Source organism: Rhodobacteraceae bacterium LMO-JJ12 (assembly GCA_021555075.1).
Classification (GTDB): domain Bacteria; phylum Pseudomonadota; class Alphaproteobacteria; order Rhodobacterales; family Rhodobacteraceae; genus JAKGBX01.
This window is the reverse complement of the sequence record JAKGBX010000002.1, coordinates 1-14607: the sequence shown is the minus strand read 5'-3', so window position 1 is coordinate 14607 and position 14607 is coordinate 1. Positions and strand designations below refer to the sequence as shown.

Below are 14607 nucleotides of genomic sequence, written 5' to 3'. Positions count from 1 at the left end.
GGGCAAGCGATTGTCGCGCACAAAAATGTCAATAGGCGGACGGACACCAATATGCTGGGACTAGGAAAGATCACCAAGAAGGTCTTCGGAACACCGAACGACCGGAAGATCAAGGCAACCCGGCCAATTGTTGAGAAGATCAACGCGCTGGAACCCGAGTTTGAAAAGCTCACAGACGAGGGCCTGAAGGAAAAGACCGAGGAGTTGGCCGAGCGGGCGATGGCGGGCGAGAGCCTGGACGATCTTTTGCCCGAAGCCTTTGCCAACTGCCGCGAGGCGGCCAAGCGGGCGTTGGGTCTGCGGGCGTTTGATGTGCAGTTGATGGGCGGGATTTTCCTGCACCAAGGTAACATTTCCGAGATGAAGACCGGTGAGGGTAAGACTCTTGTGTCGACATTCCCGGGCTATCTCAATGCGCTAACCGGTAAGGGCGTGCATATCGTTACGGTGAACGACTATCTCGCCAAGCGGGATGCCGAATGGATGAGCAATGTCTATAAGGCGCTGGGTCTGACCACCGGCGTGATCTATCCACAGCAGCCCGAAGCGGAAAAGCACGCGGCCTATCGCTGTGACATTACCTATGCGACCAACAACGAATTGGGCTTTGATTACCTGCGCGACAACATGAAGTCCGAGTTGGATCAAATGAGTCAGCGCGGCCACAACTATGCAATCGTCGATGAGGTGGACAGCATTCTGATCGACGAGGCACGCACACCGTTGATCATTTCCGGCCCGGCGGAGGACCGCAGCGAGCTTTACGTAACGATCAATGCGCTGATTCCCGAGCTTGCCGAAGACCATTACTCTATCGACGAAAAAACCCGCAACGTGACCTTTACTGATGAAGGTAACGAATGGCTTGAAGAACATATGCTTGCCCGCGGTCTGCTGCCCGAGGGACAGAGCCTTTATGACCCCGAGAGCACGACCCTCGTTCACCATATCAACCAGGGTTTGCGAGCACATAAGCTGTTTACCAAGGACAAGGATTACATCGTTCGCAACAACGAGGTGGTTCTGATTGACGAATTCACCGGGCGCATGATGTCAGGCCGTCGCTTGTCCGAAGGGTTGCATCAGGCCATCGAGGCTAAGGAAGGCTGCAAGATCCAGCCTGAAAACGTGACCATGGCGCAGGTGACTTTTCAGAACTATTTCCGGCTTTATGACAAGCTTGCAGGAATGACCGGCACGGCGCTAACCGAAGCCGCAGAATTTGCCGAGATTTACGGGCTGGGCGTGGTTGAAGTGCCGACCAACGTGCCGATTGCGCGGGTCGATGACGACGATGCCGTCTATCGCACCGCGCAGGAAAAATATGCCGCTATCGTCGAAACCATCAAGGAGGCCAGCGCCAAAGGCCAGCCGACCCTTGTGGGGACCACCTCGATTGAAAAATCCGAGCTGTTGTCGGACCTGCTGACCAAGGCCGGGATCAAACATAATGTTCTCAATGCACGCCATCACGAGCAGGAGGCACAGATCGTCGCCGATGCAGGTAAGCTGGGCGCGGTGACGATTGCGACCAACATGGCCGGACGCGGCACCGACATCAAGCTGGGTGGTAATGTCGAATTCAAGATCATGGAGGCCATCACAGCCGACCCGGATGCCGATCCTGAAGAAATCCGCAACCGGATCGAAGCCGAGCATTCCGAATGGGAGCAAAAGGTGAAGGACGCGGGCGGGCTGTTTGTTCTGGCCACCGAGCGCCACGAAAGCCGCCGCATCGACAACCAATTGCGCGGCCGTTCGGGCCGTCAGGGTGACCCCGGGCGCAGTGCGTTCTTCCTCAGCCTCGAAGACGACCTGATGCGAATCTTCGGCTCGGAGCGGCTGGAAAAGGTTCTGTCGACGTTGGGCATGAAGGAAGGCGAGGCGATCATTCACCCGTGGGTGAACAAATCGCTGGAGCGTGCGCAAGCCAAGGTCGAAGGACGTAACTTTGACATTCGCAAACAGCTTTTGAAGTTTGACGATGTGATGAACGAGCAGCGCAAGGTGATTTTCAAACAGCGCCTCGACATCATGAAAGCCGCCGATCTGAGCGAGATCGTAAAGGATATGCGCAATCAGGTGATCGACGAGCTGGTCGAGACCTATATCCCGCCGAAATCCTATGCCGATCAATGGGACGGTCCGGGGCTTTATGCTGCTGCCATTGAGCATCTGGGCATTGACGTGCCGGTGATTGATTGGGTGCAGGAAGAAGGTGTCGACGATGAAACGATCATCGAGCGGCTGGAAAAAGCTGCCGACGAGTCGATGGCCAAAAAGGCTGTCGAGTTCGGGCCCGAGAACATGCGCTCGATCGAAAAACAGGTTTTGTTGCAAACGATCGACCGCAAATGGCGCGAACATCTGCTGACGCTGGAACATCTGCGCAGCGTTGTGGGCTTTCGCGGCTATGCCCAGCGCGATCCGCTGAACGAATACAAGACCGAGGCTTTCGCCCTGTTTGAGTCGATGCTGGATAGTCTGCGCGAGGATGTTACCAAGATGCTGGCCCAGGTTCGTCCGCTGTCGCAGGAAGAACAGGCCGAAATTCTCGCGCAACAGGGGATAGCACCTGCGCCCGAGGAGACCCCCGATACACCCCAGGCCAACCCTGAAAACGCGCGCCCAGGGTTTGACGAGAATGACCCCAGCACATGGGGCAATCCGGGCCGAAACGAGCCTTGCCCTTGTGGCTCGGGGCGCAAGTTCAAGCATTGCCACGGGCGGGTCTAGACCCGCTCGGCAGCGGAGCCAAATAGTGGCAGTGCGCCTTGAACCTGTCTTAATGTCTCCCCGCTGACGTCATATCTGCGCCTGTTTTTTTGGTCATCCTTAGCCTTGAGCAGAAGGGCCTTTGGAGGCGAAAATGGTAGATGTGAAACGATATGCAATCGCAGGCGGAACCTTTGCCTGCATCCTGGCAACCGGGTTCTTCATGCAAAGCGGCGGGAAAACGCCGGGCGCAGTAAACACCGCTGATGTCGGCAGCATGGGAATGCAGGTGCCTGCAACGGATTCCGGGGAAATTTCAGACATCGCACTGACTTCGGCGGATGGCCAAAGCCCTGCCGATGTGTCGCCCAGCGCGCAAGAGATGGCGCCACCCGCGACCGAGGACATGACAGAAGCGAAAGTCACGCTTCCCGATGATGTCGCGCCTGTCACGGCGCCTGTTGATTTTGCACCGATACAGACACCTGACCCAGACGAGGCCCCCGTTGAGGTGAGCCTGCTTGTTGATCCCGAAGCGGCCAGCGACCCCGTAGGCGACCCTGTGGCCGACTCGCGCGAGGCCCCGCAATTGGACGCGCAATGCGACATTGCCATGACGGCCGAACCGATGACGGCGGCTCTGGTCGTGTTGGAACTTGCTGCTCCTTGTCTGCCGAATGAACGTCTGACCATCCACCATAGCGGTATGATGTTCACCGACACGACCGATGAGATGGGCAACTATATGACGGCAGTGCCCGCGCTTTCTCAGACAGCGGTTTTCATTGCATCCTTCGCCAATGGCGATGGCACGGTGGCCAGTACTTCGGTGCCTGATCTGATCGATTTCGATCGCGCCGTGGTGCAATCGGAGTTTGAAAGCAACGCGGGACTTCATGCGTTGGAATTTGGTGCCGGATATAATGGTACGGGCCATATCTGGTCCAATGCGACGGGCGAAATTGCCGACGCTGTTGAAGGCAAGGGCGGGTTCATGATCCTACTGGGCAACCCCGCAGTCAGCGCTGCACAGACGGCACAGGTTTATACCTTCCCAACCAAACTGGCCAAACAAGCCGGAGATATTGAGCTAAGCGTGGAAATCGAGGTCACTGCTGCCAATTGCGGCAAGGATATCGAAGCGCAGAGCCTGCAAACCATGCCTAATTCGGCTCCGGAAGTGCATTCGCTGGATCTTGCGATGCCGGATTGCGATGCGGTTGGGGATTTTCTGGTGTTGAAAAACCTGCTCAATGACTTGAAGGTAGCATCAGCCACCAACTGAGCCATATGATAGGTTCCCGATTTGAAAACAATGGTGCGTGCGGCGTTCTTCGCCGCACTTTTCCTTTTGACCACACCGCTTGCCGGTCTGGCCCAGGATGTCACCCTGACATCGCACGATGGCGCCGTTGAAATCAGCGGCACATTGCGCGGCTTTGACGGCGAATTTTACAGGGTCGATACGATCTATGGAGAGCTGACTGTGGACGGCTCCGGCGTGGTCTGTGAAGGCCCCGGGTGTCCCAGTCTGACCGATTACGTGGCCGAGTTGAACATCTCGGGTGCGGCGACGATCGGCAGTGATCTGATGCCCGCGCTTATCCAGGGATTTGCCCTGCACCATGCGCTTGAAGTCGAGCGCAAGGACATCGAAGGCGGGCTGGAGTTTCTGCTGCGCGAACGAACAGGTGGACAGCTCAAGGGCCGGTTCCGGCTTCAGCTTACCAATACCGACGAAGGCTTCGCCAATTTGCTGGCCGGTGAGGCCGATATCGCCTTGGCGGTGCGCGAGATCCGACGCGAAGAGGCCCGCCATGGCCGCGAGGCCGGTCTGGGTGATCTGACATCGCGCGGGCGGGCGCAGGTTCTGGCGCTGGATGCGTTGGTGGCGGTGACAGCGCCGGGTAATCCTGTGGAACATATGTCGGTGGATGATCTGGCACAGGTTTTCGCCGGAAAAATAGACAATTGGAAAGACTTCGGCGGACCGGACGCGCCGATTAGCCTGCATGTTCGCGACTTCAAGTCGGGGCTGGGACAGGCGTTGGAGGATCGACTGCTAAAACCTGCCGGGTTGACCTTGGACGAAAACGCAGCCCGCCATCTTAGCGACCGAGCGCTGGCCGAAGCGGTGATGGGCGATCCGTTCGGCATCGCGATTGCCAGCTTTGCCGCGAAAGGTGACACCAAGCCGCTGGTTCTGGTGGGCCGCTGTGGCTATGCGCTGGCCCCTGCCCGGCGCACGATCAAGACCGAGGATTATCCGCTGACCTCGCCGATATTTCTCTATCTTCCGGCGCGAAGATTGCCCAAGCTGGCACGCGATTTCCTGTCTTATACGCGCTCATCCATAGCCCAGCTTGTGATCCGGCGGGCGGGTTTTGTCGATCGCCAGCCAGAGGAAATTTCGATTGAATCGCAAGGGGATAGGATGGCCAACGCCATTGCGGGCGCGGGCACGGATATCTCTCTGGGTGATCTGCAGACGATGATTTCCACACTGTGGGGGCGCAAGCGGCTGACAACCTCTTTTCGATTTGAGGCGGGGTCGGTGAAACTTGACGCACAGTCGCGCTCGAACGTGTCCCAGTTGGCGCGCGCGCTGGAGGCGGGGCGCTATGATGGGCGGGTTTTGCTGTTTGCCGGGTTCAGCGACGGAGACGGGCCGGCGGCGGGAAATCAGAAGATTTCAGAGCGGCGGGCGAAGGCGGTGCAGAATGCGGTGATCGCGGCCGCCGAGACGGTAAATCTGGATCGGGTGACGCTTGAGGTTGCCGGATTCGGCGAGGCGATGCCGATGGCCTGCGATGATAGTACATGGGGGCGGCAGGTCAACAGACGGGTAGAAATCTGGGTTAGATAACAGTAACTTGATTGTCTTCTGACTCAGAGCAAGCCTTCGGAGCGAAAACTCAGCTCGGCTGATTTTCCGATGATCAGATGGTCGTGCAGTGTGAGGCCGAGGGTTTGCGCGGCGGCGTCGATCCGGGCGGTCATGTTGATATCTTCCTGGCTTGGCGTGGGGTCGCCGGACGGATGATTATGCACTAATATCAAGGCACTAGCATTGAGTTGCAGGGCGCGTTTTACAACCTCGCGCGGATAGACCGGGACATGATCTATCGTGCCGCGCGCCTGTTCCTCGTCGGCGATCAGAACGTTTTTGCGATCAAGGAACAGCACGCGAAACTGTTCGATATCGCGGTGCGCCATGGCGGTGTGGCAATAGTCAATCAGCGCGTCCCAAGAGGACACGACATGACGCTGCATCACGCGGGAACGCGCAAGGCGATGCGCCGCAGCTTCGATGATCTTGAGTTCACAAATCACCGCGTCACCAACGCCGGGAACCTCGGCCAGACGATCAGCAGGAGCGGCCATCACACCATTGAAATCTCCGAATTTTTCCAAGAGGTTATGCGCCAACGGCTTGACGTCTCGTCGCGGGATCGCGCGGAACAAGACCAGCTCAAGCAGCTCATAATCAGGGAGTGCGGTGGCGCCGCCATCAAGGAAGCGGGTGCGCAGACGCTGGCGGTGATCCTTGATATAGGAGGGACGCGTGCCGGACGGCAAGGCAGGCACGATCTGCACCTCGTCATCGCCAAAAAGCGGCAGGGGAGCCTCGGAAAATTGCGAGCGTTGAGTCATGTAATCAGAGTGGCGCAAATATCCTGAAGATTTGGTTAATTTCGCGAAGGGTTAATGATTCTTTTGGGCGGGATTTGGGGGGTGACTCGCGGCTGACATCCGGCTGCTGCCCGGCTGCCGGGTGTGTGGATTGCGCCAAAAGCCCGAGTGTTAACGGGGCGGGCGGTATCTGTTTACGAAAAAGAAAAGGGTGCGTGAAACCACGCACCCTTGTAGGTGATTCGACCGTATTTGCGGCGTTCACCCTTTCATGCTGTCCCAGAAATTCTTGACCGACTTGAAGAAGGTCGAGCTTTGCGGATTGTTCTCTTCCGAAAGATCCTCGAATTCCTTGAGCAGTTCTTTTTGCCGCGAGGTGAGGTTGACCGGGGTTTCAACGGCCAGTTCGATGAACATATCGCCCGCAGGGCCGCCGCGCAGGGCGGGCATGCCTTTGGAGCGCAGGCGCATCTGGCGACCCGATTGCGAGCCACCGGGAATCTTTACCCGGCTGCGCCCGCCATCGATGGTGGGCACTTCGATGTCACCGCCAAGCGCGGCGGCGGTCATCGAGACCGGCACGCGGCAATAGAGGTTGGTGCTCTCGCGCTCGAATATCTTGTGCGGTTCAACCTCGATGAAAATGTAGAGATCGCCCGCAGGACCGCCACGCATGCCAGCCTCGCCTTCGCCAGCGAGACGAATGCGCGTACCGGTTTCCACCCCTGCAGGGATGTTGACCGAAAGCGAGCGATCCTTGTGAATACGACCCTGACCGCCGCATTTCTTGCAGGGGTTCTTGATCGTTTGTCCCAGACCCGAACAGGTCGGACAGGTGCGTTCAACCGTGAAGAAACCCTGTTGGGCACGCACCTTACCCATGCCCGAACAGGTTGGGCAAGTGGTGGGTTCGGCGCCGCCTTCGGCCCCCGAGCCTTCGCAGGAGGTGCAGGTGACAGAGGTGGGCACATTGATGGTCTTTTGCAGTCCCGCATAGGCATCTTCAAGCGTCACACGCAGATTATAGCGCAGGTCGGAGCCACGCGCCGCACGTCCACGCCCGCCGCCGGGGCCACGCCCGCCCATGAAATCACCAAAGAGATCATCGAACACATCCGAGAAGGCAGAGGCGAAATCGCCCTGCCCACCGCCACGAAAGCCACCGGGGTGGCCGCCGCCGCCCATGCCGCCTTCGAACGCAGCATGGCCATAACGATCATAGGCTGCCTTCTTGTCGGCATCCTTTAGGACTTCATAAGCTTCGTTGGCTTCTTTGAACTGCGCTTCCGCCTGCGGGTTGTCAGAGTTGCGGTCTGGGTGCAGCTCTTTGGCCTTGGTGCGATACGCTTTCTTGATCTCGTCGGCCGAGGCGCCTTTGGCGACGCCGAGCACATCGTAGTAATCGCGTTTCGACATTGGGGGTTCCCCTCTGCTTGGGCCACCCGGGAAGGCACCGCGAACGGCGCGGAGTCCCGGGTGAACCGGCTAACGCTTACTTGCGCTTGTCGTCGTCGAGGTCTTCGAAGTCTGCATCGACGATATCATCGTCTTTGCCTTCGCTTGCCATTTCATCGGCACCGGCCGGTTCCGGCTCTTCGCCTTCTTCCTGAGCAGCCTTGTAGATGGCTTCGCCCAGACGCATGGCAACCTCGGTCACGTTTTGAATGCCAGCCTTGATCTTGTCGGCCGATGCATCGTCTTTTTCGAGATCATCTTTCAGAGCTGCAATGGCCAGTTCGATTGCCTCGATGGTGGTCGGGTCGACCTTCTCACCATGCTCTTCCACCGATTTCTCGGTCGAGTGGATGAGGCTTTCGGCCTGGTTTCTGGCTTCGACCAACTCCTTGCGTTCCTTGTCGGCGTCGGCATTTTCCTCGGCGTCCTTGACCATTTTCTCGATGTCCTCATCGCTGAGGCCACCCGACGCCTGAATGGTGATCTTGTGCTCTTTACCGGTGCCTTTGTCTTTGGCGCCGACATGCACGATGCCGTTGGCATCAATGTCAAAGGTCACTTCGATCTGCGGCATACCGCGCGGTGCGGGCGGGATGTCTTCGAGGTTGAATTGGCCGAGGATCTTGTTGTCCGCCGCCATTTCACGCTCGCCCTGGAAAACCCGGATCGTAACGGCGCTCTGATGGTCTTCGGCGGTCGAGAAGATCTGCGACTTCTTGGTCGGGATCGTGGTGTTGCGGTCGATCAGGCGGGTGAACACGCCACCCAGCGTTTCGATACCAAGCGACAGAGGCGTCACGTCGAGCAGAACCACATCCTTGACGTCGCCTTGCAGAACACCGGCCTGAATGGCGGCGCCCATGGCAACGACTTCGTCAGGGTTCACACCCTTGTGCGGCTCTTTGCCAAAGAACTTGGTCACTTCCTCGATCACTTTGGGCATACGGGTCATGCCGCCGACGAGAACGATTTCGTCGATTTCATCCTTGCTGATACCGGCATCCTTCAAGGCAGCCTGACAAGGTTTGAGCGAGGATTTGATCAGATCGTTAACCAGGCTTTCCAGCTTGGCACGGGTCAGCTTCATGACCATGTGCAGCGGCGAGCCGTCTTTGCCCATCGAGATGAAGGGCTGGTTGATTTCGGTCTGGCTTGAGCTCGACAGTTCGATCTTGGCTTTCTCAGCGGCTTCTTTCAGCCGTTGCAGAGCCATCTTGTCTTTGGTCAGATCGACGCCGTGTTCTTTTTTGAACTCGCCCGCGAGATAGTTGACGATGCGCATGTCAAAGTCTTCACCGCCAAGGAACGTGTCGCCGTTGGTGGATTTGACTTCAAAGAGGCCGTCGTCAATCTCAAGGATGGTCACGTCGAACGTGCCGCCGCCGAGGTCATAGACCGCGATGGTGTGGTTGTCTTCTTTGTCGAGGCCATAGGCCAGCGCCGCGGCTGTCGGCTCGTTGATGATGCGCAGCACTTCGAGGCCGGCAATCTTGCCCGCGTCCTTGGTGGCCTGACGCTGGGCGTCGTTGAAATAGGCCGGGACGGTGATGACCGCTTGGGTGACATCTTCACCGAGATACGACTCAGCTGTTTCTTTCATCTTGCCGAGGATGAAGGCGGAGATTTGCGAAGGCGAATATTTCTCGCCGCGCGATTTAACCCACGCATCGCCATTGCCGCCGTCGACCAGAGTGAACGGCAGGTTGTGTTTGTCCTTGGACAGATGCTCATCATCCAACCGACGACCGACCAAGCGCTTGACGCCGAAGATGGTGTTTTCAGGGTTGGTGACAGCCTGACGTTTGGCCGATTGGCCAACGAGGCGTTCGTCTTCTGTGAAGGCGACGATCGAGGGCGTGGTGCGTGCCCCTTCCGAATTTTCGATGACGCGAGGTTGCGAGCCGTCCATGATGGCAACGCAGGAGTTAGTGGTCCCGAGGTCGATCCCGATGACTTTACCCATTTTTAGATCCCTTCTTACTTAAGGCGATGATGCGAGGAGCAGACCCGTTTTGGCGCCTGTCCCCGGATTTGTTAGCCGCATGCCGGGAGATTCCCTGCGTGCAACGCTTCCGGGCGTATATAAGGAGGCAAAATTGACCCTGCAAGCGGTGCATTGGACAGGAAAATGCAAATTTTGTGTGTTTTTTGAATGTGAGTGCAATTCAAAGGCCTTTGGTATGAATAAAAACGGGAAAATCGGGCTACGCGGTGTGGACGTGTTTCGCCATGCGCTCAGCATTGAGGAACAAGAACGGCTGGTTGAACAGGTGCGCGAGATTGCGCGTGCCGCGCCCATGGTTCACCCGGTAACGCGCGGCGGCAAGGCAATGAGCGTGAGGATGACCAGCGCAGGGGCGTTTGGGTGGGTCAGCGACGCGCGCGGCTATCGCTATGAGAAAAAGCATCCGGGCGGTGGGGGCTGGCCGGACATCCCAGAGGAGATATTGGCGATCTGGGCGGCGTTTGCGGGCGAGGCACGGATGCCCGAAAGCTGTCTGGTGAATTATTATGGTGAAGGGGCGCGGATGGGGCTGCATCAGGATCGCGACGAGGCGGATTTTACGCAGCCGGTTGTATCGGTCAGCCTTGGGGATGAGGGGCTGTTTCGGGTTGGAAATGTGGAACGCGGCGGCAAGACCGAGTCTTTGTGGCTATCGTCAGGTGATGTAGTGGTGATCGGCGGGGCGGCGCGGCTGGTGCACCATGGGGTTGATCGGATCAGGTTTGGATCAAGCGGGTTGTTGCCAGCGGGCGGGCGGATCAATCTGACGCTGAGGGTGGTGACGTAACGCGCTGCGCGGCAGTTAATTTCCGACGAGCGAACAACAGCCGGAGATGTGATACGGGTCGTTGTTCCCTTCGACCAGAATATCGGTGTCAAAGCCAAACTGACGCTCTGACATTCCGTCACTACAGTCTTCACGCCGAATGATGACCGAAAGGCGCATTGCGTTGGATTGTCCGCGAAGCGAGTAGCGGTCTGATCGGCCATAGGCGATCTGAAGCAGGCCGACCGGGACGTTCACATCGGACAACGCCATGCCCTGCAAATGGGCCGACTGACCCTGAGTGATGGTGAGATTCCAGAACGGCTCAGTCCCTGAACACTGGAGATGGCGGGTCAGCAGATAGTCGCCCGCCGGTCGCACAGCAAGATAACGCAGCGAAGCCCAGCCTGCCTGTTCGTTCACATTGACCAGCCCCCAATGGCCCGAGGTATCTGCGCGCACCACTTCGACTTGCGTCGCCTTTGGGCCAAGTGTTGCAATAACCTGCGCATTTGCGTTCGGGGCTTCGCGAACATTGAGCACATCGTCGGACGCAACCCCGGTCACATCATAGAGCGCCGGAAAGCTCTGGGCCAACGCGGCGCCGGGTAGCCAGAACAGGCAAAGCGCCAAGATGCGGATCATCGCCTTGCGCCCCAACTTACCGAGGCATGACGGCGGGTAAAAAATTCGCCCATAAGGCCGATCATCAACAAGACGATGCCGACATATAGCGGATATTCCCAATTGGAATTGCGCGGGAAGTAATTGGCGAAGGCAAAGCCGCGCGACTGGTCAATGGTATGAAACAGCGGGTTCCAGTCGAACAGGCGCAGTTTTTCCGTAGGCAGCGTGTTGGCGACAAACATCTTGCCCGAGGCGATCATGTTGGCGCGTTGATAGATGATGGTAAAAATCCGCACCACGGTGGGCGCCCAGGGCTTGATTGCCAGAAGCACCACGCCGAGCGCGCCACCGGTGAACCAGGCGATCAGCAACATGCCGTAGGCGCCAAAGGGATCTTCGATCTCGAACGGGGTGACGCCGACATGATAGCCAAACAGGATCACGATCAGCGACAACGTCTGAATATAAAGCGTGCTGAGCGCGCCCGCAAAGATCGAAATGATGGTGTTCATCGGGGCATGCTGCATCATCGCCGATGACGGCCCTTCGGCCCCGGCGACCGCACCAAGCGTTTTCACATGGGTCATGTAAAGGAAGATGCCGGTCATGATGTAGAGCAGGAAATCACCCCTGAGCTGCGAGCCGCGCAGACCCAGAAGAGAAAACAGCACGTAAAAGGCCGCGATCATGATGATCATCTGCAAAAGGTTCATGACAATCGACATCAGCGCATTGCCATGGGTGTTACGGATCGAGCGAACGGCGGAATGATATATCAGCTCGGCCATGATGATGGCCGATGTGAACATCGATCGTTTTTTTCTAACCTGGAACATCGCCTGCCGATCCGCCTGTTGCGCAGATTTTAGAACGGATTCCTTGCCGTTCTGTTAGCTGCGCATCATAAGGTAGCGTCAGTATTTTTCAATCAAAAGCCATGGCCTCCTGTCCGACGCGACTTGTGGGCAACATTGTAAGAGGAAACGAGCCAGATGGATTATCAGCGATTGGCAGATGTCATGCGCGAACTCGCGTTGGAAGCCGGGGCGAAGATCATGGAAATTTATGGCCGCGAAGATTTTGATGTGAAGGTGAAATCTGATGACAGCCCGGTGACTGCCGCCGATGAAGCCGCCGACGCAATCATCAGCGCGGGCCTGCGCAAAGCATTTCCCGATGCAACCCTCGTGACCGAGGAACAGGCCGACAGCCACGCCGCGCGGGCCGAAACATTTCTGATCGTCGACCCGTTGGACGGGACCAAGGAATTCATCCACCGGCGTGGCGATTTCACCGTCAACATCGCCTATGTGGAAAACGGCGTGCCGACGCGCGGCGTGGTTTATGCGCCCGCCAGAGAGCGGATGTTCTTTACCCGCGCCGATGGCAGCGCGGTCGAGGAACAGGGGCCGTTCGGGGCCGAATTGGGCAAGTTAGAGCCTATTTCCGTGTCTGACCCAGACAATGGCGCGTTGTTGGTTGTGGCATCGAAATCGCATCTGACCGATGAAACCAAAGACTACATCGCCAAATATGACGTGGCCGATTTCAAGAGCGCGGGATCGAGCCTGAAATTCTGTCTGGTGGCAACGGGAGAGGCCGATCTCTATCCGCGCGTCGGGCGGACGATGGAATGGGATACCGCGGCAGGTCATGCCGTTCTGGCGGGCGCCGGGGGCAAGGTGGTGCGGTTTGATGATCACACCCCGCTGACCTATGGCAAGGAGGGGTATGCCAACCCCTATTTCATCGCGCTGGCGCCGGGTGTTGATCTGAAACCCGCGTGAGGGGGATGGACCGGTGACAGACCGGAAGCCAAGCGCGCCGACGATCTCTATCGTGATTGTGAGCCGGGAACGGCCAGAAAGTCTGATCTGGTGTTTGAAGGGCGTTGACGGGCTGAATTATCCCGCCTTCGAGGTCATTGTGGTGGCCTGTCCGGCGGGGTGCGAGGCGGTGACGCGCGCGGGGCTGGACGGGCGGGTCAAGCTTATCGGGTTTGACGAAGCCAATATCTCGGCGGCGCGCAATCTTGGCATCACCGCGGCGGCGGGCGAGATCGTCGCGTTTATCGACGACGACGCGGTGCCTGAGCCGACATGGCTGCGCCATCTGGTCGAGCCGCTTGCGGATGCAGGCGTGGCGGCGGCGGGCGGGTTCGTGCGCGGGCGCAACGGCATTTCCTTTCAATGGAAAGCGCGCGAGGTGGATACGGGCGGCCATGCGCGACCCTTGACGGTTGATGAAACGGCGCCGTCTCTGCCCGACCCGACGCCGGGATGGGCGGTCAAAACCGAAGGCACCAATATGGCGGTGCGACGCGCGGTGCTGGCCGAGATCGGCGGGTTTGATCCCGGCTTTCGGTTTTATCTTGATGAGACCGATCTGAACCTGCGATTGGCCGGCGCAGGCCAGCGCACGGCGATTGCGCCGCTGGCACAGGTGCATCACGCCTATGGTGCCAGCGCGCGACGCACATCCAACCGCGCGGTTAAAGACCTGAGCGAGATCGGGGCCAGCACGGCCTATTTCCTGCGCAAGCATTGTGACGTGGCGGATCACGGCAAGCGATTGAACAGGATGATCGAAGAACAGCGCATGCGCGTGTTTGACCAGATTCGCGCAGGCCGGTTGCAAAAGGCCGATCTGGAGCCGCTGATGCAGGGTTTAAAGCGCGGTATCGAGGATGGAAACAGCCGGAAATTGACCGTGTTAGAGCCTATTGGCGAACCAAATACCGGGTTTCTGCCGTTTGCCCCGTCGCGGCGGGGCGGCGTGGTTTTGGCGGGGCGGATATGGCAGGCGCGACGGCTGCGCCGCAAAGCGCGCGAACGGGCGGCGGCGGGCGAAAATGTTTCGCTTTTCCTGTTCGGGCCAAGCCCGCGGATGCATCGCGTCAGGTTTAGCGATGATGCCGTGTGGGAGCAGAGTGGCGGATTGTTCGGCCGCAGCGATCGGGCGGGACCGTTTTTCCAGATTTGGAGCTTTGCCGGGCGTCTGGCGCATGAACGGGCGCGGGTGGCGCATCTGCGCGGACTCTCCAAGGCGCTCTGAGATCACTGCCAAAGCGATATTCGGGCATTTGAGAGACACGTGAACAACACAGCAAGAAAATTTGCAGGGATTTCAGGACAAGCACCTGCAATGTTGGGCATTTTCCATTTATCAATATGCGAAATATGTCATAATACACTTTTAACGCTGGAAAAAAGCGACGTGCATAACGAGGGCGAGTCATGAAGAAGAAGATCACGAAGGCGGTATTTCCGGTTGCAGGCTTGGGGACACGGTTTTTGCCGGCGACCAAGTCAGTGCCCAAGGAGATCATGACGCTGGTCGACCGCCCGCTGATCCAATACGCCATCGACGAGGCGCGCGCCGCCGGGATCAAGGAATTCATCTTTGT

The 14607-nt window shown here is 58.2% G+C and carries 12 protein-coding genes; 7 read left to right on the top strand and 5 right to left on the bottom strand.

Going from position 1 to position 14607, the window contains the following annotated elements; all coding sequences use genetic code 11:
* Positions 1–51: 51 nt before the first annotated feature.
* From secA to LZG00_12095, 3 genes are all read left to right on the top strand, one after another.
* Positions 52–2736 (top strand): preprotein translocase subunit SecA, encoded by a 2685-nt coding sequence (secA, locus tag LZG00_12105; GenBank protein ID MCF3594738.1) that lies wholly within the window; start codon positions 52–54, stop codon positions 2734–2736.
* Positions 2737–2869: 133 nt separating this feature from the next.
* On the top strand, positions 2870–4000 hold the full coding sequence (locus LZG00_12100) for a hypothetical protein (GenBank protein ID MCF3594737.1): 1131 nt from the start codon (positions 2870–2872) through the stop codon (positions 3998–4000).
* Between the two features lie 30 nt (positions 4001–4030).
* Positions 4031–5581, top strand: a complete 1551-nt coding sequence (locus tag LZG00_12095) for a phosphate ABC transporter substrate-binding/OmpA family protein (GenBank protein ID MCF3594736.1) — start codon at positions 4031–4033, stop codon at positions 5579–5581.
* 23 nt (positions 5582–5604) lie between these two features.
* On the opposite strand, the gene radC is transcribed toward LZG00_12095, so the two are convergent.
* From radC to dnaK, 3 genes are all read right to left on the bottom strand, one after another.
* Positions 5605–6369 (bottom strand): DNA repair protein RadC, encoded by a 765-nt coding sequence (gene radC / locus LZG00_12090; protein MCF3594735.1) that lies wholly within the window; start codon positions 6367–6369, stop codon positions 5605–5607.
* A 240-nt stretch (positions 6370–6609) separates the two neighbouring features.
* Positions 6610–7764 carry a molecular chaperone DnaJ gene (dnaJ, locus tag LZG00_12085; GenBank protein ID MCF3594734.1) on the bottom strand — a complete coding sequence of 385 codons (1155 nt, stop codon included), beginning with the start codon at positions 7762–7764 and terminating at the stop codon, positions 6610–6612.
* Between the two features lie 76 nt (positions 7765–7840).
* Positions 7841–9766 carry a molecular chaperone DnaK gene (gene dnaK / locus LZG00_12080; protein ID MCF3594733.1) on the bottom strand — a complete coding sequence of 642 codons (1926 nt, stop codon included), beginning with the start codon at positions 9764–9766 and terminating at the stop codon, positions 7841–7843.
* A gap of 217 nt (positions 9767–9983) precedes the next feature.
* Here dnaK and LZG00_12075 point away from each other — a divergent pair, with 217 nt between their 5' ends.
* Complete coding sequence (locus tag LZG00_12075) at positions 9984–10595, top strand: alpha-ketoglutarate-dependent dioxygenase AlkB (protein ID MCF3594732.1); 612 nt, start codon at positions 9984–9986, stop codon at positions 10593–10595.
* A gap of 15 nt (positions 10596–10610) precedes the next feature.
* Here LZG00_12075 and LZG00_12070 read toward each other — a convergent pair whose 3' ends face one another.
* Both LZG00_12070 and LZG00_12065 read right to left on the bottom strand, forming a co-directional pair.
* Entirely contained in the window at positions 10611–11219 is a 609-nt protein-coding gene (locus tag LZG00_12070) for an SH3 domain-containing protein (GenBank protein ID MCF3594731.1), read from the bottom strand.
* The gene (locus tag LZG00_12065; GenBank protein MCF3594730.1) at positions 11216–12037 is read right to left on the bottom strand and encodes an ABC transporter permease; all 822 of its coding nucleotides are present in this window, start codon (positions 12035–12037) and stop codon (positions 11216–11218) included. Before LZG00_12065 ends, LZG00_12070 begins: the two co-directional genes overlap by 4 nt.
* A gap of 156 nt (positions 12038–12193) precedes the next feature.
* On the opposite strand from LZG00_12065, the gene cysQ reads away from it, so the two are divergent.
* The 3 genes from cysQ to LZG00_12050 form a co-directional block, all read left to right on the top strand.
* Positions 12194–12988 carry a 3'(2'),5'-bisphosphate nucleotidase CysQ gene (gene cysQ, locus LZG00_12060; GenBank protein MCF3594729.1) on the top strand — a complete coding sequence of 265 codons (795 nt, stop codon included), beginning with the start codon at positions 12194–12196 and terminating at the stop codon, positions 12986–12988.
* A gap of 13 nt (positions 12989–13001) precedes the next feature.
* The gene (locus tag LZG00_12055; protein MCF3594728.1) at positions 13002–14255 is read left to right on the top strand and encodes a glycosyltransferase; all 1254 of its coding nucleotides are present in this window, start codon (positions 13002–13004) and stop codon (positions 14253–14255) included.
* 182 nt (positions 14256–14437) lie between these two features.
* Positions 14438–14607: UTP--glucose-1-phosphate uridylyltransferase (locus tag LZG00_12050; protein ID MCF3594727.1), on the top strand; the 170-nt coding region annotated here is incomplete at its 3' end.